This is a genomic window from Massilia sp. 9I, from assembly GCF_902506415.1.
Lineage (GTDB): Bacteria > Pseudomonadota > Gammaproteobacteria > Burkholderiales > Burkholderiaceae_D > Telluria.
Window position 1 is genome coordinate 3,696,506 of the sequence record NZ_LR733275.1, and the last position, 17,324, is coordinate 3,713,829.

Below are 17,324 nucleotides of genomic sequence, written 5' to 3' on the forward strand. Positions count from 1 at the left end.
CTGTTATCAGCGTCTGCCTCCGGGCGGCGTGCAGCGACCACTGAATAGCCTGCCACGTTAAACAGAAGAGACAATGAAGATTACTTCTCAGTACCTCCATATGCCAGGGATGTCAGATGACGCGAAGAAGGGTCTCCACGCCGCGGTCGCGTACGCTGAGAAAAACCCAGAAACTCGTGTCCACATGATGTCGCTTGCAGATTTTTGTCGTCTCGCGAAACTACCAGAAGCTACGCCTCGGGAGAAAATCGTCTCTATCATGTCCGAGACTAGGCGTGCCACTGCATCCGTCCGGGTAGTCGAAAGTTCTTGTAAACCAAAGAAGTTACTACTAAGCGGAAGCTGGCCAGTATTCCTCTCAGTTTTCATTACAGCGACACATGTGTCTTTCGAGGTTAGTCGATATATGTGGCAAAAAATTTTGCGTTAATTGATTTGCTTTAAAAACTTTAAAATTCAAAAAAATGGTGGTGACTATCTGTTAGCTAGCCTCGCTCTGCTTACGCAGATATTCTCTTGAGGCTTGAACTAATGGCTGAATACATTTATACGCGCTGGGATAATCTTCTTCACGTAAAAGATTGAACTTCTCCATTAGGCGGGTTTCGCTATCGTTGTTGCCGAGTTTTATCGAGGCAGGCAAGCCTTCTTCGATTCCAACAATTAGTTGCTGCCCAGGTACCTTATTTCGGAATATAAACTCTGTTACTATCGGTCGATTGATTTCATCCTGTGCTTTTTGATGCGGAGAATCGATGACCAACGGTGGAATAATTCCTTTGGAATATTTTGCGGCGGTATGGGAGAGAGCAAAATAATAGGCTAACACTGCACGCGGTCCCCCACTTCCGCCCTGCTGTGGTTTTCTGCTTACAGGCCCTGACCGTTTGCTAAGCGAAGCTGGCACTTCAAGTTGAGTAGCGAAATTGGAATAGCACGAGTTAAAATATTCTTTAACGTTTTTTGCGTGTTTCTTGTCTTCGAGCCCTGCTAGGCTAATTTGAAGAGCTTCAATGCTTTTCATTAAATTTACTACGGAAGTATCAACCTCGGAATTCTGCGCGTCGATAAGTGAGAAGGCTCGGTCAACGCCTGCTCGGTCAATTATATCCCTTAGTTTAATCTGGTTCTTTTCTATATCCAGATAGTTATCTAATCTCTGTGCCTTGTCGTGCACTCTAAGTATGTCAAGCTGAGCTTCTTCGAGATTCTTCTCTGCTTTTTTTACGCGGCCAACCAAAGATTGTCTGAGCTGACGTAATTCGTCGGCTTCAGCTTCAAGTTTTAAGCGTTCAGAAAATGAGTTTATATGCTCAGTTCCACATGTAGGACACTCGATTGAAGCGCCAACTTTAAATGATTCCAAAAATTGCATGTCTTCAGAGTGTGAAAGCAAAGCATCTTCCGCTAACTGAACTTGAGCCAGCAGAGAGTCTCTTGTCGCGGTAGCTTCGGCTACGCGTCCCATAAGCGCGTCTTGCCGTACCGCTAAGTCACTTGCATGAGCTTCGAATTCTCTCAATTCTCGTCTAAATGAGATAGCGTCTAAGTGCCATGGCACGGACGGGAACTGCTTTGCTAGCTTATCGCGCGTTCCTGTCAAAACTCGTTGTTCAGTGCGTGCGTCTTCGAGCTCATGTTTCCTCTCAGATAACTGACCAAATTTTCGCCAATATTCTGAAGAGCGAATGCCGAGGGCTAACTCAATTGTTGGAACGTCCCACTGTCTAAACTCACCAAGTGACTGGAATGTTCTCCACGGAGCATCCCAGCTTCCATCCTGGTCAATATAGAAAGGAACAAAAAAGAATGCGGGACGAGCTTTGCGAACCTCATTAGTTTGATTCGCCGTCAGGACTAGACCGAAGTCTAGTAGGTCAGACATTTTTTCTCTAAGCTCGCTTTCGTCGCTTACAACCCAGATAACGGAACCGGTAGCGTCAAACAAACTGAAGATTCCCGCACTGCGGAGCATGGTGTAGGCGGTGTCCCCAATTTGAAACTCCACCGCTGTGGCGGCGTTTTTATCCCATTCGTTTCCGAAGGGGCGAACATTGCATCCGAAAGCAAAAAATAACGAGCGCGAAATGGTAGATTTACCCGTGTGATTTGTCCCTACGATTGCGTTCGAGTTCACTTCGAACTTGACTATTCGCGCTTTCCGACTTGTTTCGGATAGAAGAAAGAGTCTGTTGAATTGGAAGTTTTTCATTAGATTTGGTTCGTAAATTGCGAACTAAGCGCCGGAGGTTCTTGGTCGACATATATGATGGCAAGTAAGGCGATGGCAGAAATTGTGTTATCGCTAGGGAGCGAGATTTTGGATGTCTGTTTACTCTCGACCAACGCTGCTTCTACATGACTTATAATTTCCAAATAGCTGTTACAGTCGACGTATGTCCTGGCGGCCTGCACCGCGGTTTCCCAGTTAAGCGCTTCCTTAGCGTCCGGCTGACGTACCAATTGTATTTGGAGTCGACTGGCCTGAGCACGTAGCCGGTCTGCAGCTCTCGCGGCCATCCCTTCTTTTTTTAGCCCGTCGATTACCATGTCGAGGTTTTCAGTCGCGTTCCGGGTTGCAGCATGCGACATGACGATGTTGGTGAACTGTGTTCTAGTGAAACCTTTTCGCGCCAGAATTTCGGAAAGTGAGCTAATTATGCCAGGCGGGCCGGAGAGCGTTGAGAAAATAGATAGTAGTTGTTCTTGCAATCTTCCAGATATATTCGGAAGGGTTGGATGGTTTTTTGCTAGCATTTCGTCAATCATTCCGCGTACTGTTTCTCGCATCGCCGCAGGAATAACTTTTGATTGCTCAAGTGATATATTTGAGAGATGAGGCAAGGTTGTAACACCAAGCTCTTTGCACAGCTTTTCTTTAACGTACTCGACTTCATCAGTGTGGAGTGTGTCTAGTGGCAAGACTGTGTTGGCCTGCGCTAAAGCCCCAGCTGAGTCTTTTACATCAAATGCTGCATTCGAGATAAAAATTCCAGATGTTTTAACTGTGGAAGAAAGCTTTTCTACGCATAGATGCAGCTTCCCAAGCGGTGATTTCGCACCAAGTTTTTTTGGGGTAGAAGATTTTTTCTTCTTTTTTTCTGGTGCTGCGCCTGGTATTACGTCTGGTATAGTAGGCGAGTCACTGCTGCTCTTGTCTTCACGACACAGCGCGGCTTTGCTCCACGTTCCACGTGACTTCTTTTTAACTTGGACGAGCTTTGCGCTCGTAGGATACTTCGAGGAGTCGATTAAAGCTATATCTTGAAGATATTCAAAAATCACAACATAGTCGTTATGATTTTCACGCTCCATTTGGATTATAAATGCCATTGCCAAATAGCGGGCGTAATCTACACCTTCATTATTATTTTCTCCGCCAATTTCGCAAATCGATGGGTCGACCAAAAGCCCGGCCCAGTTGTCCAGATGCGAAGCTGTTGAATTCATGGGGTCCCTTAATTTCCTTGGGTTGGCAAGTTGGTCAGCCAAAACTTAAGAACTATCATCTATAGAGGTCCGTTGAAGTTGAGTTCCTGGCTGCGCAGCCGTACCGCCCACAGGTGGCTATAGCAACTAGCTTCTTGCGCCTGATGCCTTGTTAAAGCGCAGACTAGCCTGGAGACAAATGAGTCTGGCAAGCTGCACTCACGTAGGTTCGTAAAAACTCTAAGTTGCATAAGTGGAATTACAACATATGTTACTCCTGCTGTGCAGTATTTAGTAGCTGCCAGTAACTGCAGAGCACGCTCGGCCTGTTGGGACTGACCTTCAGCACGCATGGCCTAGGTGTGCGTCATGGGCGAGCAGTGCGCTACCGTCAAGGCGATTGACCTCGGTCAGCTTAATTAACTATGCTGTGTTTCCGTGGCGCATTCGAAAGAACACGATGAATCGTCAACTGTTACCTGATTTGTGAGCACTTCCTCAAACTGTTACCCCGGAAGGCATGCAAGGTTCTCCTATGACAGGATGGAGGTAACAGTTACCATGTCGTAAGAGTGGGTGCGGCATGATGGCGGCCAAGACCACCCTGCGCGCAGCCGACCTGCCCGACAACCTGCACGGCCTGCGCAGCGCCATCGAACAGGCGGTGCCGCATGGCATGTCGCCCAAGACGCGCAACCATAAGGGACGCGACGTCGGCTCCTGGAACAATCCGCCACCACCGGTCGACGCCGCCTGGGCCAGGCTGAAGGGCGAGTTCGACGAGATCTGCCGCAAATATCCGAAGCTGCGCGGCACCAACAACTACAAGCACCTGGGAACATTGGGGAGTGGTAACCACTTCGTCGAGGTCTGCCTGGACGAAGAGGGCTTCGTCTGGGTGATGCTGCACTCCGGCTCGCGCGGGGTCGGCAATGCGATCGGCACCCACTTCATCGAGCTGGCGCGCCAGGACATGCGGCGTCACCAGGTCAGCCTGCCGGACCAGGACCTGGCCTACCTCGAGGAAGGCACCGAGCACTACGACGATTACGTGGAAGCGGTCGGCTGGGCCCAGAAGTTCGCGCGCATCAACCGTGAAGTGATGATGCACAACGTAATTCGCGCGATGCGCGAGGTCATCCCGCTAGCCTTCGAAACGCATGTGGAGGCAGTCAATTGCCACCACAACTATGTGCAGAAGGAGAAGCACTTCGGCAAGGATGTCTTCGTCACGCGTAAGGGCGCGGTATCGGCTCGTGAAGGCGAGCTCGGCATCATCCCGGGATCGATGGGCGCCAAAAGCTTCATCGTGCGCGGCAAGGGAAATCCGGAAAGCTTCAACAGCTGCAGCCATGGCGCCGGGCGCGTGATGAGCCGCACCGAGGCTAAGCGCCGCTTCACGAAAGCCGACGTCGAGCGCGCCACGCAAGGCGTGGAATCACGCAAGGACGAAGGCGTGATCGATGAGATCCCGATGGCCTACAAGGACATCGACGCCGTCATGCATGCCCAGCGCGACTTGGTCGAGGTCGTGCACACTCTCAAGCAGATCGTGTGCGTGAAGGGTTGAGGATGTGCAGGAACTCGGCCGGCGTGCCAAACTCGCGGTCCGGCGCCGCCCGCCGCAGGGCCTCGATCGGCGCATAGCCCCAGCTCACGGCGCCGAAGGCCACACCGGCCTTGCGCGCCGCCTCGGCATCCATCGCCTGGTCGCCCACGTACAGCGCGTGCTCCGCCGCGACGGACGCGCGCCTGACCACCTTGCGGATGCGTCCCGCCTTGCCGAAGATCGACATCCCGCATTCATAGTGCCCGAACAGGCTGCTGAGCTGCGGGCCCAGCACCGTGCGCACGTTCTGCTCCGAATTGGAGGACACGATGGCGAGGCGCACGCCTTCGCGGTCCAGTCTCAGCAAGGCTTCGCGGACGCCCTCGAACAGCGGGATGCGCGCCGCGTTCTCGCGCATCAGGCCGATGAAGCTGCGCGAGGCCAGCGGCAGCTTCCAGGCCGGCATGCCGACGTGGCGCATGATGGCGCGGGTGTCGTGGTGGCGCAGGTCCTGGGCTTCGTCCGCGCCCACGTGCCGGAAGCCGTGCAGGTCGGCGATCTGGTTGAACACGCTGATGAAAAAAGGGAAGGAATCGGCCAGCGTGCCGTCGAAGTCGAAAATGGCAAGGCGGTAGGACATGGCAGTATCGTCGCGTTGTTCGCGCCGATTATAGGGGCGCCGGGATGGATGTGTTGTTATCTTGCCTGTTCAGAATCGATTTTCGGTAGATGTCTTGAGTATACGAAAGTTTCCTGACAGAATTTTACGCATTGCGCCCGTGGGGCAGCTCTCCCAAACCGACAACACATGATCCAGAACGCCGACGACTACTTCGACATGGCGCGCTCCTCGGCGCCCCTTCCCGTGAACCAGGCCTCGCAGGCGGTGCCGGAAGTGGTCGACGCCAACGGCGACGGCATCAAGGACATCCTCACCTTCGGCGCCTACTACCCCTTCAATGGCAGCGGCGCCAGCGCAACCGGCCAGCCGGCCCTGCTTATGCTCGGCAATGGCGACGGCACCTACAGGCCGGCGCCGAGCGGCATGCTGCCGGCGAGCTTCACCACCATCCACCCGCGCGAAGTGATCCAGGCCGACTTCAACAAGGATGGCCTGATGGACTTGTTCGTGGCCGACCACGGCTACGACGCCGAGCCCTTCCCGGGCGCACAGAACAAGCTCTTGCTGGGCAAGGCCGGCGGCGGCTACATCGATGCCAGCGCCAACCTGCCGCAGGTAAGCGACTACACCCACAGCGCGACGGTGGGCGACATCAACCGCGACGGCAATCTCGACCTGTTCGTCGGTAACCTGAGTAGCCCGGCCAGCCCGACCGAGTCCTATGTGCTGTTCGGCGACGGGACCGGCAAATTCACCCGCTCCGACGCCGGCCTGCCGGTCGCTTCGGGCGGCCTGCTGAATCGCCAGAACGGCGGCTTCGGCTTCACCGCCTCGCTGCTGACGGACCTGAACGGCGACGGCCGGCTCGACCTCGTGCTGGGCAACGACGGCAACCCGTACAACCGCGAGCACCGCTCGCTGGTGTACTGGAACACCGGCAGCGGCTTCTCCGCTTCCGCGACGAGCTTCCTGCCGCAGGGCTACTTCGGCGACTTCCGTATCGTGCACGACATCGCGGCGATGGACATCGATGGCGACGGCGACCAGGACCTGCTGCTGCTGTCGTCCGAATCGACGCCGAACACCGCCTATGCCGACGGCTGGTCGCTCGAGGTGGTGCGCAACGACGGCGGCAGCTTCGTCGACGCCACCCTCGATCACTTCAAGGCCGCCGACAGCCGCGAGGGCCTGCCCAACCAGGACAGCAACATCGGCGCCAGCCAGTTCATCCGCCTGATGGACGTGAACGGCGACGGCAGCAAGGACATCGTCGTCACCCAGTTCATGAACGACCTGCCGAGCGCGAATACGCCGATCGTCTGGACCAACGACGGCTTCGGCCACTTCGAGGTGGCGCTGCGCGCCGGCCAGTTGACCGCGCTGGCCAACGATCAGTATTTCGTCGGCCCCTTCAGCCTGCCGGTAGAGACGGCCAAGGGCTTGAGCTTCAGCGGCATCAACGTGTACCAGGGAACGGTGTACGCCAATACGGCGCTGGCGGTGAAGGCGCTGCCGCCGGCCGCCACCATCACCGCCACCGCGCGCAACGACGCCATCACCCAGAACGCGGCCAGCAACAGCATCGACGGCGGCGCCGGGCGCGACAAGGTGGTGTACACGAAAACCGCGGCCGGCTACCAGGTCACGATGAAGGACGGCGTCGCCACCGTGCGCGACCTGTCCGGCGCCGACGGCACCGATACCCTGGTCAACGTCGAGCGCGTGCAGTTCGGCGACACCGCGGTCGCGCTGGACATCGGCGGCACCGCCGGCCAGGCCTACCGCATCTACCAGGCCGCCTTCGCGCGCACCCCGGACCTGCCGGGCCTCGGCTACTGGCTGGCGATGATGGACAACGGCCAGTCGCTCGGCTCCGTCGCCAGCGGCTTCGTCACCTCGAAGGAATTCCGCGACGTGTACGGCGCCAGTCCGTCGAACCGCGAGATCGTCGAGAAGTTCTACCTGAACGTGCTGCAGCGCCCCGGCGAAAAGGCCGGCGTCGATTACTGGACCGAGGTCCTCGACAAGCACCAGGCCACGCTGGCCGACGTGCTGGCCGGCTTCAGCGAAAGCGGCGAGAACCAGGCCGCGCTGGTCGGTGTCATGGCCAACGGCGTCGCCTACACGCCTTACGGCTGATCGCTTGGCTCAGGCGGTGCCGCCGTTGGCGCGCAGCACCTGGCCATTGATCCAGCCGGATTCCTCGCTGACCAGGAAGGACACGATGCGCGCGATGTCGTCCGGCTCGCCCAGGCGTTCGAGCGGCGGCAGCTTGGCGAAGTGCTCGATCTGTTCCTGGGTCTTCCCGGAGAAGAACAGCTCGGTTGCCACCGGCCCCGGCGCCACCGTGTTGACGCGGATGCGGCGTCCGCGCAGCTCCTTGGCGAACACCCCCGACATCGCTTCCACCGCCGCCTTGCTGGCGCTGTAGATCGCGTAGCCGGGCAGCTTCATGGCCAGCACGGTGGTCGAGAAGTTGACGATGCGCCCGCCGTCGTTCAGGCGGCGCGCCGCTTCGCGCAGGGTGTTGAAGGTGCCCTGCACGTTGACGCCGAAGGTCTGGGCGAACAGCTCGTCCGAGGTTTCGGCCAGCGGCATCGTCTTGAGCACGCCCGCATTGTTGACGAGGACGTCGACCTTGCCCAGTTCGCGTTCGGTCGTGTCGAACAGCGCGCGCACCTCGTCCGCATTGGCGACGTCGGCCTTGACCGCGATCGCGCTGTGGCCGGTCGCGTGCAGGGTCGCCACCACGCGCTGGGCCTCGCCTTCGTTGCTGGCGTAGTTGACGACCACCTGGTAACCGTCCTCGGCCAGGCGCTGGGCGAGGGCGGCGCCGATGCCGCGCGAGGCGCCGGTGACGATGGCGACCGGTTTGCGATCCTGGTTCATGCTTCCTCCTGTGTGGTGAGTGGATGGATGCATGATGAACCATTATCCGAAAAAGATAATTAGCAGCTGGGAAGCAAGATTATTCCGCTTGCTTCAACAATGGCGTGGATGCGAAGGCGTCAGCACAGGCCCGCGGGACCCATCACGCAAGTGGTGGCCACGCGCCGCCGCTCGATGTACTCGGGCCGCGTCACCGTCGCCGGGTCTTCGGAGGGGCAGGAGCCTCCGCCGTTGCAGGCGAAAGCCTCCAGCTGCACCGTGCGCTTCAGCACCGCGGCGCCGGTGCTGTCTTCGCCTTCCTTGAAGGTGGTGGCCTTGCACAGCACCGTGACACGGAAACCGCTGTCGGCGACGAAGTCGGTCAGCGTCGTACTGGCAGCGCAATTGCCATTGCGCAGCTGGTAGAAGCCCCATTCGATGCCGCCGCGAGCAGCCAGGCTGGCGCGCGCGCCCAACAGCGAACTGTTGACCGTGGCCTGCTGGGTGTTCGACAGGCGCAGCAGGGCGACGCAGACCAGGGCCACCACGATCAACAGGACCACCGCGGCGATGTAGGCGAAGCCGGACTGGCGCGGGCGCGTCATGGCACGTTGCTCACGTGGGCGCCGAGGGTTAGCGCGCTCGATTCGCCGCCGTCGGCCAGGGTCAGCTGCAGCTGGACGAAGCCGCTCTGCTGGGTCGCGCCCTGGTTGGGAGAATATGTGAACTCGCACCTGGCCACGTTCGAGGCCAGCAGCGGCGAGTTGGCCGGGACGGCGCAGCTCTGGACTGCGGCGATGTTGCGGGTGACCCGGTACAGACTGCCCTGGCCCTTGCCGTCCACCAGCCCCGCACCGGTACAGACGTAGCTCACCGCCTGCTCGCCGCCCGGCACCACCACAAAGCGGCCGTCCTCGTAGCCGAAAGGGATGCGCGTGGCCGAGACCTTCAGGCGGTGCACGCCTTTCCAGGCATCGGCGCCGGTATGATCGGTCACTTCGATGATCGTGGAAACGTTGGTCTTGTTGTAGACGTCGCCCGGATTCAGGTTACCGATCACGACCAGGTCGTTCGCGGCCGGGCGCGTGGTGAAGGGCGTCATCACGTCGAACTCGGTGGCCGGCTTGTCGTAGTCGAGCGCGGCCTCGCCGCCTGCCTGGCTGACGTCCGGACCGGCGCGAAAGCGTCCGCCGTCGATGGTCGGCACCAGCTCGAGGCACTGGGCATTCGCCAGCCGCAGCGAGTTCGGCACCCCGGCGCGCACTTCGGTGACGATGCGGCGCAGCGCCGTATCCGCCTGGTCGGTCAGCGCGGCGCGCTTGCCTACCGCAAGGTAGCCTTGAATCGTCGGCCGCAGCTGCATCGCGAAGATCGCGCCGATGGCGCCGATCAGCACGATCACGATCACCAGCTCGACTAGGGTGACACCGCGCTGCCGGCCTACCATGGCTTGGTCCTCCATCCGTTGAGCGTCAGCTGCTCGGCGCCGTGGGTGACGGTCACCGTAACGCGCAGGGCGTCGGCCGCGGCAATGCCGCCGATTGCCACGTTGTTGACGCGCACGCTGACATTGTAGGTTCCGAGGCCGTCGATCACGTCGCCGTCCAGGTTGCGGATGCCGGTGCTGGTGTAGCCGGGCAGGGCATCGTCCGTGGTGTCGTAGTCGCGCACGTCGTTGAACTGGGCGCGGGTCGGCGCCGCCACCTCGTTGTCGGCGGCGTTGAAGGGCTTGAGCAGGACTTCCTCCATCATGCTCTCGCCGATGGCCAGCATCTGCTGGGTGACCACGGGATCGGCACTGGCGCGGTTGGCGCGCGTGAAGGCCGCCACCAGGCCACCCAGCGCGGCGCTGATGATGACGATCGCGATCACCAGCTCCACTAGGGTGACCCCGGCCATGCGCCTACTGGACATAGCCGGTGCTCCCTTCGAACACGATCGTCCGGCGCGGGTTGTTGTCCAGGCTGATCACCACGCTGCCGCGCATCGCGTTGCGGCCCGCGATATCGCTCGTAATCAGGCCGTTCGGCTGGAAGTACATGGTGTGGGCCGATGCCGCCACGCCGCCGGCGCTGGTGCTGTAATTGTCGCCGAGGGCGAGGCTGCAGGCGCCTTCGTTCGCCTTGGTCGCCTGGCGCAGGGTGACCGCGGTCGCCGCCACGCTCACGCACACCAGGCGGCGGTGCGCGACGGCGGTCTTCTGCGCGGTGCGCAGCGCGCTCACGACTTCGTCGCCGAAGGTGGCGGCGGCGAAGCTGTTGTCGCCCATGAGCCTGGGCACGCCGATGGCGGCCAGCACGCCGATCAAGACCATGACCATGATCAGCTCGACCATCGTGAAGCCGCGCGCATGCCGGGGAAAGTGCGTCAATTGAACACCTCGCGCACGTGGATGATGCGGCGGTTTTCCGGCGTGTAGACCCCGAAGGTGGCGCGTCCCGAGGGATCGCGCGCCATGGTGCCGCCGCAGCCGGTGACGACAGGGCGCAGCCACGGCTTGTTGGCGGCGTTGGTGGCCAGGCCGGTGCCGACGGTGTTGCCGATGCAGGTATTGTCTTGCAAGAAGCTGCCGAGGTTGACCGCGATCTCGACCGGACCGGGGCCACCCGCGCTCACGCTCAGGTTGAAGGCGGCCGCGCCGTTCACCAGCATCAAGGGGTCGGCAAAGGTGGCGGAGACCGCCATGCCGGAGACGGTCGGCTTGAGCGCGAATGCACCGCGCGGGATGGTGGTGAAGCCGTCGTCGCCATTGAGCAACCAGCTCTTGCCGGTCCAGTACTCGGCGGTGACGGGAATCGACAGGTTCGCCTTCAGGCCGCCGAAGCGGCTGCCGATGCGCAGGCGGCCGGTGCGGATCTGGGGAATGGCCGCTTCGGCGCCGGCGGGGGCCGAGGACACGACATCCGTGCCGGCAGGCTTTCCGTTGCTGGCACGCAGGCGGACCTGGGTGGGAGCGTTCGGCCACGTGTTAAAGGTGTACTTTGGCTTGACCGGAGTAGCACTGGACGTAACGCCGTTCTCGAACTGCGCCGCGGTAATGGCCGCATCGGCCAGCACGCCGGGCGCGGTGGCGAATGCGACGCCATCCTTGTCCACTGCTGTGAGGGTAAGGGCTTCGCTAAGCGCCAGGCTGTTCGTGTAGTTGAGCGTGACCGCGCCAGCCTTGTTCATCGCGCTTACCCTGAGCGGGAAAGGCTCGCCCGAGTAGTAGAAGCCTCGGGTATCCGCCAGCTCGACTTTGAAGTAGGCCGGGATGAAGGGGCCGACCTTGCCGCTGCAGCTTCCGGCAGCGGCAGTGTTTGTCGTGTTTGCGACTTTGAGGCCGGAGCCGAGAAAGTCGGTCAGACTGACCTTCAGGTCGATATGGCCGACGTCAGACCAAGTGGCTTTCAGCGCGGCGACGCCGTCGGTAAAAGCTGGCGAGGCCGGCGCAACGGTCCCCAGACTACCGCCCTGCTTGTGGCAGTCGACACCGAGTGCGACGGCATGATTGACCCCGCTCGCACTGTTCAGGTCTGCGGTGTCGAAATTCGGCGTGGTCGCGCCGGCAACGTTGCGCGCGGTGAGCTTGAGATCGAATTCAGCGCCGGCGCGGATAGTGCCGGTGGCCGGCTCGATCAGGAAGGAAGCGGGCGCGGTAACTATCTTGCCTTCGCCTTTGGCCACGCCCTTCTGGTTGTCGAGCAGCGCATTCAGGGTCACCTCGCCGGCGTCGGCGTACTTGACAGGCAACTGCGCGATGCCATTCATGTTGAACGAGGTGCTGATAGTCTTTGCTGCGGCGGTGGCGCCCGATGCGGCACACGACAGCGACTGGCCGCCCAGCGCCACCGGCAGCGTTCCGGTCTTCGGCTTGCTGTAGTTGCAGCTGTACTGAACGTCGTGGGCCACGCCCTGGAATGCGGCGATGCATGCGGTGTTGTCGTCGTTCGCCTTCACCGCCGCCACCATGGCGAGGATGTTGTCCGTGGCTGCCGGATGTGGAGAAACGGTCAGCTTGAGTTTGGCGCCGCCGGAAAAGTTCATCACGCAGCTGTTGCTGTTGTTGTCCGAGCGGTAGCAGGCCAGGCCGGTGTCGGGGGCTAGGGTCAACTCACTCAGGCCGAACGTTACCGCGCCCGCTGCGATGCGTGTCGCATTGACTACTACCGAGCCGGCGTTCTCGGCAATCGTGAACGCATCGCCGGTGCCGGTCAGTCTGCCCGAGACCGTCCCAGCGAAATGGGGCGCGGTGCAGGTCGCGTTGGCGCACGCGGTAACGGTGATCTTCTCCGGCAGGCAGGTGTCGCCCTGGCCGTCATGGGTGATCAGGAAATGGTGCGGCGTCTTGGGCGACGGGGCTTCACAGGTCGGTCCGTTGGTCTTGTTGACCGCGTAGCCGCTGTTGTTGGTCACGCAGTCACACTTGTTCTTGGCCGTGCCGTTCTTGCAGTAGATGATGCCGGAGACCCGGCCATGATATTCGAGCCGCGCCGTGTTCACGTAGGCCGAGCCGTCGATCAGGGCCTCGGACGATTCGAGGACCAGGCTGCCGGTATCGACGGTGCCGGTCACCGTGCTGCCGGAGGCCAGGCTGAACGACGTGGTGGCGGTGACGTTGCCGGTGATCTTCACGGGGGCCGAGGTGGTGATGATGGTGCCGCTGATGTCGCCCTTGATGGTGGCGTAGGAGCCGATGGCGATCGAGGTCTTGGACGTCAGGTTGCCGTTGATCGTGATCGCATCCGTCCCCAGGCTCATGTCGTTGGCCGTGATGTCGGCCGACAGCGACTGCTTCAGGTCGCCCATCGAGAACTTGCCGCCGACGTCGATGAAGCTGCCGTCCGCGACCTTCAGGTTGGGTGGATTGATGCCCTTGATGTCGAGGTTGCCCGTCACGACGAGCCTGGAGCCGGCCTGCATCGTCAGGCCCTGGTTGTAGGTGACGGTAACGCTGGTAGTGACCTTCAGGGTGTAGCCGGAGCCGATGACCACCGCATCGTCCCAGTCCAGGTAGGCCGGGTAAGGACAGGTATAGACCTTGTTCGACAGGGTGCAGGTGTCGACCGCGCCGCCGGCGAAGGTGTACACCGTGGCCTGCGCCATGCCGCTTCCCAGCAGTGTCGTCAGGAAGAAGGCGAACGCCGGCAGCCAGCGCGCCAATGCGCGGCGGCGGCGCAAGGCGCCGCCCGCGAACAGAAGGGCGAAGAAGGACGGAAAGGACACGGCTCGGCCTGCGTCAAAGCATCGATGTCCCGAAGTGTGCATCAGATACAGCATTGCAACAATGAATTTTTCACTGTAGCAATACTTTTATATGCACCAATGCAACAGTCTCGCGCTACCTCAGGCTGCGATCGCCGTCTCTTCCGTGCCGGCAATCGCCAGGTGGCGGTTCACCGCCGACAGCACCGCGCGGAACGAGGCCGTCACGATATTGCTGTCGATGCCGACCCCGAACAGGGTCTGGCCGCTGCCCACGCGCAGTTCGACGTAGCAGGCGGCGCGCGCGTCGGCGCCGCGGCCGATCGCATGCTCGTGGTAGTCCATCACGCGCACGTCCAGGCCGAGCGCGTTCACGAAGGCGTCGATCGGGCCGTTGCCGCGCCCCTCGAAGGCCTGCGGCGCGTGGTGGCGCGCCAGGTTCAGGGAAATCTGCACGCCCTGCGCGCTGTCTTCCACCATGCGGTGCGATACGTAATCGTAAGGCGTGCCTTGTTCCAGGTATTCGCGCGAGAACAGCGCGTGGATGTCGGCGGCGGCGACTTCGCGGCCGGTGGCGTCGGCCATGCGCTGCACCGCGCGTGAGAACTCGATCTGCAGGCGGCGCGGCAGCTCCAGGCCATACTCCTGCTGCAGCAGGTAGGCCATGCCGCCCTTGCCTGACTGGCTGTTGACGCGGATGACGGCGTCGTAGCTGCGTCCCAGGTCGGCCGGGTCGATCGGCAGGTAGGGCACTTCCCAGATCGCATCAGGTTTCTGCACCGCGAAGCCCTTCTTGATGGCGTCCTGGTGCGAGCCGGAGAAGGCAGTGAACACCAGGTCGCCCGCATACGGATGGCGCGGGTGCACCGGCAGCTGGTTGCATTCCTCCACCAGCTGGCGCACCGCGTCGATGTCCGAGAAGTCCAGGCCCGGGTCGATGCCCTGGGTGTAGAGGTTCATGGCGAGCGTCACCAGGTCGACGTTGCCGGTGCGTTCGCCATTGCCGAACAGGCAGCCCTCGACGCGGTCGGCGCCGGCCATCACCGCCAGCTCGGCCGCCGCCACCGCAGTGCCGCGGTCGTTGTGCGGGTGCACGCTGATGACGAGGGCTTCGCGCCGCTCGAGGTGGCGGCACATCCACTCGATCTGGTCGGCGTAGACGTTGGGCGTGCTGGCTTCCACGGTGGACGGCAGGTTGACGATCATCTTGTTCTCGATGGTCGGCTGCCACACGCTGCTGACGGCATCCACGATCTGCTTCGAGAAATCGAGCTCGGTGGTGGAGAAGGATTCGGGCGAGTATTCCAGGCCCCAGCGGGTCTGCGGATGGCCTGCTACCAGCTCCTTGATCAGCCGGGTGCCCTTGACGGCGATCTGCACGATCTCCTCGCGTTCCATGCCGAACACCACCCGGCGGAACACCGGCGCCACCGAGTTGTAGACGTGGACGATGGCCTGCTTCGCCCCGGCGGCAGCTTCCACCGTACGGCGGATCAGTTCGTCGCGCGCCTGGGTCAGCACGATGATGGTGACGTCGTCCGGAATGCGGTTCTCTTCTACCAGCATGCGCACGAAGTCGAAGTCGGTCTGCGAAGCCGAAGGGAAGCCGACCTCGATCTCCTTGATGCCGATCTTCACCAGCATCTCGAAGAAGCGCAGCTTCTTCTCCGGGCTCATCGGCTCGATCAGGGCCTGGTTACCGTCGCGCAGGTCGGTGCTCATCCAGATCGGCGGGCGGGTAATGCTGCGGCTCGGCCACTGGCGGTCAGCCAGCTGGACGGCAGGGAAAGGACGGTATTTGGCGGCGGGATTCTTCAACATTTCGTTTGCTCCTGATTGCGTGACACGACGGGCCCTGTGGGGGCGGTGGTGTGGCGGCAGGCTGCCGGGCGGGCCACGAACGCTAGGCCCGGCAACCGGTCGGTAGCTTTAGCAGCAGACGAAACTGGGCGCGCGAAGCTTCCGGCAGGGTAGCGCCGGTGGTGGAGAACGACTGGGAGTGGAACGGAATCTTGGACATCGGTGCAACTTTCCTTGACTGCTTGGGGACCGGCGGAGAGCCGGGACGTACGGCGTGGATTACGCGCGTAGTAGCAGGGCAGCCAGCGCTAGCGCGCCGGCGGCAGGTAGGGAAGTCGACAGATGCAGGTGGAAAGACATGCGATCCACTCTAAAAGAAGAGCGGATGGCGTGTCAAGCAAATATTTGTGCGGTGCGGAATACTTACAGGCGCTCCAGCAGCGCCGGCAGCTCCTTGATGAAGGCGTCGCGCACGCGCAGGCCGGCGCGGGCGCCGTTCTCACGTTTGGCATCCTGCACCAGGCGCACGAACACCACCGTGCGCTTGCCGTTGGTGGTCCAGCCCACCAGCCAGCCATGCGGCTGCATGCCCGGCTCCGAGCCGGTGCCGGTCTTGGCGTACAGGTCCCAGCCGTTGCGCAGCATCGGGTAGCGCATGATCGACGCGGTCATGTCGACCGCCTTGCGCGACACCGGCAGGGTGCGGGTGACCAGCTTACGCAGGAACACGGCCTGCTCGTCCGGCGAGATCTTCAATGAGCTGCTCAGCCAGGCCTGGCTCAGGCCGTCCGCCTTGCCCGGGTTGCCGGAGGCGTCGCGGTTGCCGTAGTCGAAGCGGTCGATGTACGACTGGAAGCGCTCGGCGCCCAGGCGCGTGATGAGCTGCTGCGAATACCAGACCACGGACAGCTTCATCCACGCGGCCGGATCGGTCGCGGTGCGCCATTCCGGCAGCCAGTCGACGTAGCCAGCGCGAAAAGGCAGCAGCGGGTTTTGCTCGTCCACCAGGATGCCGCTGTCGTAGCCCATCAGGCTGATCGCCACCTTGAAAGTCGAGGCCGGAGACACGCGCTGCTCGCACTGGCCGTCGCGCACCAGCGTCTTGCCAGTGTCGGCGTCCACCAGCAGGGTGCAGCGGATCGCGCCCTGGCCTGCAGCGGGAAGCGCCGCGCCAGCTAGCAGCGCCAGCGCCATCAGGGATTTCAAGTGCATCGAGCCTCCATCAAAAGATGCAGTATAGCAATTTTGCAACATTCGGCGCGCCGGCCAAACCGGGCCCTTTCTGCAGGGAAGCACCATAAGTGATATACTGGCGGTCTGTCGTCGAAGCAGCGCTTCCGACTTCCTCCCGGCCCCGCAGTTGAACGCACACCGCGCCGCCGCCCAAGCCTCCGCCACCGTCCTGCACCGCAGCGGTCCGCGCGCTTCCTTCTCTCCACCCTGGCCACGGTCAGGCCAGCACGAGCACCACTACCCACGCCGCCATGCTTTTCCGGGCGGTGCGACCGACGATTCAGCGACCCGCGCGCCGTGCGGGCCGTCATCCACGCATTAGGAGAATTAGCAATGGCCAAAGAAGAACTGATCGAAATGAACGGACTCGTGTCCGAAATCCTGCCTGAGATGCGTTTCCGCGTTAACCTCGAAAACGGTCACCAGCTGATCGCCTACACCTCGGGCCGCATGAAGAAGAACCACATCCGCATCATCGCGGGCGACCGCGTCACCCTCGAGATGTCGCCGTACGACCTGAACAAGGGCCGTATCACCTTCCGCCACATCGAGAACCGCGGTCCTTCGGGTCCGCGTCCGGCTCCGCGCCGCCGCTGATCCAGCTCAGCCTGCGCAATGCAGGCGCGCGCTTCCTGCAAT

Annotated in this window: 13 protein-coding genes and 1 pseudogene; 3 read left to right on the plus strand and 11 right to left on the minus strand. The window is 61.3% G+C overall.

What is annotated here, in order from left to right; genetic code table 11:
• Positions 1-481: 481 nt before the first annotated feature.
• Together GV068_RS16545 and GV068_RS16550 are read right to left on the minus strand one after the other, a co-directional pair.
• On the minus strand, positions 482-2,212 hold the full coding sequence (locus GV068_RS16545; protein WP_159700103.1) for a hypothetical protein: 1,731 nt from the start codon (positions 2,210-2,212) through the stop codon (positions 482-484).
• Positions 2,212-3,450, minus strand: coding sequence for a dsDNA nuclease domain-containing protein (locus tag GV068_RS16550; protein ID WP_159700106.1), 1,239 nt, complete (start codon positions 3,448-3,450; stop codon positions 2,212-2,214). Before GV068_RS16550 ends, GV068_RS16545 begins: the two co-directional genes overlap by 1 nt.
• A gap of 553 nt (positions 3,451-4,003) precedes the next feature.
• Between GV068_RS16550 and GV068_RS16555 the strand changes: the two are divergent.
• Positions 4,004-4,999, plus strand: a pseudogene (locus tag GV068_RS16555) (RtcB family protein); the annotation flags it as partial.
• Here GV068_RS16555 and GV068_RS16560 read toward each other — a convergent pair.
• Positions 4,971-5,618 (minus strand): HAD hydrolase-like protein, encoded by a 648-nt coding sequence (locus tag GV068_RS16560; protein WP_159700109.1) that lies wholly within the window; start codon positions 5,616-5,618, stop codon positions 4,971-4,973. The pseudogene GV068_RS16555 and the gene GV068_RS16560 overlap by 29 nt on opposite strands.
• Before the next feature lie 168 nt (positions 5,619-5,786).
• Between GV068_RS16560 and GV068_RS16565 the strand changes: the two genes are divergently transcribed.
• Positions 5,787-7,739, plus strand: coding sequence for an FG-GAP-like repeat-containing protein (locus tag GV068_RS16565; RefSeq protein WP_159700112.1), 1,953 nt, complete (start codon positions 5,787-5,789; stop codon positions 7,737-7,739).
• Between the two features lie 9 nt (positions 7,740-7,748).
• Here the strand turns inward: GV068_RS16565 and GV068_RS16570 are convergent, their stop codons facing one another.
• The 8 genes from GV068_RS16570 to blaOXA all read right to left on the minus strand — a co-directional run bounded on the left by GV068_RS16570 (position 7,749) and on the right by blaOXA (position 16,664).
• On the minus strand, positions 7,749-8,489 hold the full coding sequence (locus tag GV068_RS16570; RefSeq protein WP_159700115.1) for an SDR family oxidoreductase: 741 nt from the start codon (positions 8,487-8,489) through the stop codon (positions 7,749-7,751).
• A gap of 119 nt (positions 8,490-8,608) precedes the next feature.
• Positions 8,609-9,073 (minus strand): MSHA biogenesis protein MshP, encoded by a 465-nt coding sequence (locus tag GV068_RS16575; RefSeq protein ID WP_159700118.1) that lies wholly within the window; start codon positions 9,071-9,073, stop codon positions 8,609-8,611.
• Complete coding sequence (locus tag GV068_RS16580) at positions 9,070-9,915, minus strand: prepilin-type N-terminal cleavage/methylation domain-containing protein (protein ID WP_159700121.1); 846 nt, start codon at positions 9,913-9,915, stop codon at positions 9,070-9,072. The genes GV068_RS16575 and GV068_RS16580 overlap by 4 nt, the downstream gene beginning before the upstream one ends.
• Positions 9,909-10,382: a prepilin-type N-terminal cleavage/methylation domain-containing protein gene (locus tag GV068_RS16585; RefSeq protein WP_159700124.1), complete on the minus strand. Its 474-nt coding sequence runs from the start codon at positions 10,380-10,382 to the stop codon at positions 9,909-9,911. The genes GV068_RS16580 and GV068_RS16585 overlap by 7 nt, the downstream gene beginning before the upstream one ends.
• Positions 10,372-10,839 carry a Tfp pilus assembly protein FimT/FimU gene (locus GV068_RS16590; protein ID WP_159700127.1) on the minus strand — a complete coding sequence of 156 codons (468 nt, stop codon included), beginning with the start codon at positions 10,837-10,839 and terminating at the stop codon, positions 10,372-10,374. The genes GV068_RS16585 and GV068_RS16590 overlap by 11 nt, the downstream gene beginning before the upstream one ends.
• On the minus strand, positions 10,836-13,673 hold the full coding sequence (locus GV068_RS16595) for a polymer-forming cytoskeletal protein (RefSeq protein WP_159700130.1): 2,838 nt from the start codon (positions 13,671-13,673) through the stop codon (positions 10,836-10,838). Before GV068_RS16595 ends, GV068_RS16590 begins: the two co-directional genes overlap by 4 nt.
• A gap of 120 nt (positions 13,674-13,793) precedes the next feature.
• Positions 13,794-15,473, minus strand: a complete 1,680-nt coding sequence (gene leuA / locus GV068_RS16600) for a 2-isopropylmalate synthase (RefSeq protein WP_159700134.1) — start codon at positions 15,471-15,473, stop codon at positions 13,794-13,796.
• 402 nt (positions 15,474-15,875) lie between these two features.
• Positions 15,876-16,664, minus strand: a complete 789-nt coding sequence (gene blaOXA, locus GV068_RS16605; protein WP_159700137.1) for a class D beta-lactamase — start codon at positions 16,662-16,664, stop codon at positions 15,876-15,878.
• Between the two features lie 354 nt (positions 16,665-17,018).
• Here blaOXA and infA point away from each other — a divergent pair, with 354 nt between their 5' ends.
• The gene (gene infA / locus GV068_RS16610) at positions 17,019-17,282 is read left to right on the plus strand and encodes a translation initiation factor IF-1 (RefSeq protein WP_159700140.1); all 264 of its coding nucleotides are present in this window, start codon (positions 17,019-17,021) and stop codon (positions 17,280-17,282) included.
• Positions 17,283-17,324 lie beyond the last annotated feature (42 nt).

Coding starts and splice junctions, on each gene's coding strand:
- GV068_RS16550 (WP_159700106.1), bottom strand. CDS start 3,450: ATGAATTCAACAGCTTCGCATCTGGACAACTGGGCCGGGCTTTTGGTC.
- GV068_RS16565 (WP_159700112.1), top strand. CDS start 5,787: ATGATCCAGAACGCCGACGACTACTTCGACATGGCGCGCTCCTCGGCG.
- GV068_RS16545 (WP_159700103.1), bottom strand. CDS start 2,212: ATGAAAAACTTCCAATTCAACAGACTCTTTCTTCTATCCGAAACAAGT.
- infA (WP_159700140.1), top strand. CDS start 17,019: ATGGCCAAAGAAGAACTGATCGAAATGAACGGACTCGTGTCCGAAATC.
- leuA (WP_159700134.1), bottom strand. CDS start 15,473: ATGTTGAAGAATCCCGCCGCCAAATACCGTCCTTTCCCTGCCGTCCAG.
- GV068_RS16575 (WP_159700118.1), bottom strand. CDS start 9,073: ATGACGCGCCCGCGCCAGTCCGGCTTCGCCTACATCGCCGCGGTGGTC.
- GV068_RS16585 (WP_159700124.1), bottom strand. CDS start 10,382: ATGTCCAGTAGGCGCATGGCCGGGGTCACCCTAGTGGAGCTGGTGATC.
- GV068_RS16570 (WP_159700115.1), bottom strand. CDS start 8,489: ATGAACCAGGATCGCAAACCGGTCGCCATCGTCACCGGCGCCTCGCGC.
- blaOXA (WP_159700137.1), bottom strand. CDS start 16,664: ATGCACTTGAAATCCCTGATGGCGCTGGCGCTGCTAGCTGGCGCGGCG.
- GV068_RS16580 (WP_159700121.1), bottom strand. CDS start 9,915: ATGGTAGGCCGGCAGCGCGGTGTCACCCTAGTCGAGCTGGTGATCGTG.
- GV068_RS16560 (WP_159700109.1), bottom strand. CDS start 5,618: ATGTCCTACCGCCTTGCCATTTTCGACTTCGACGGCACGCTGGCCGAT.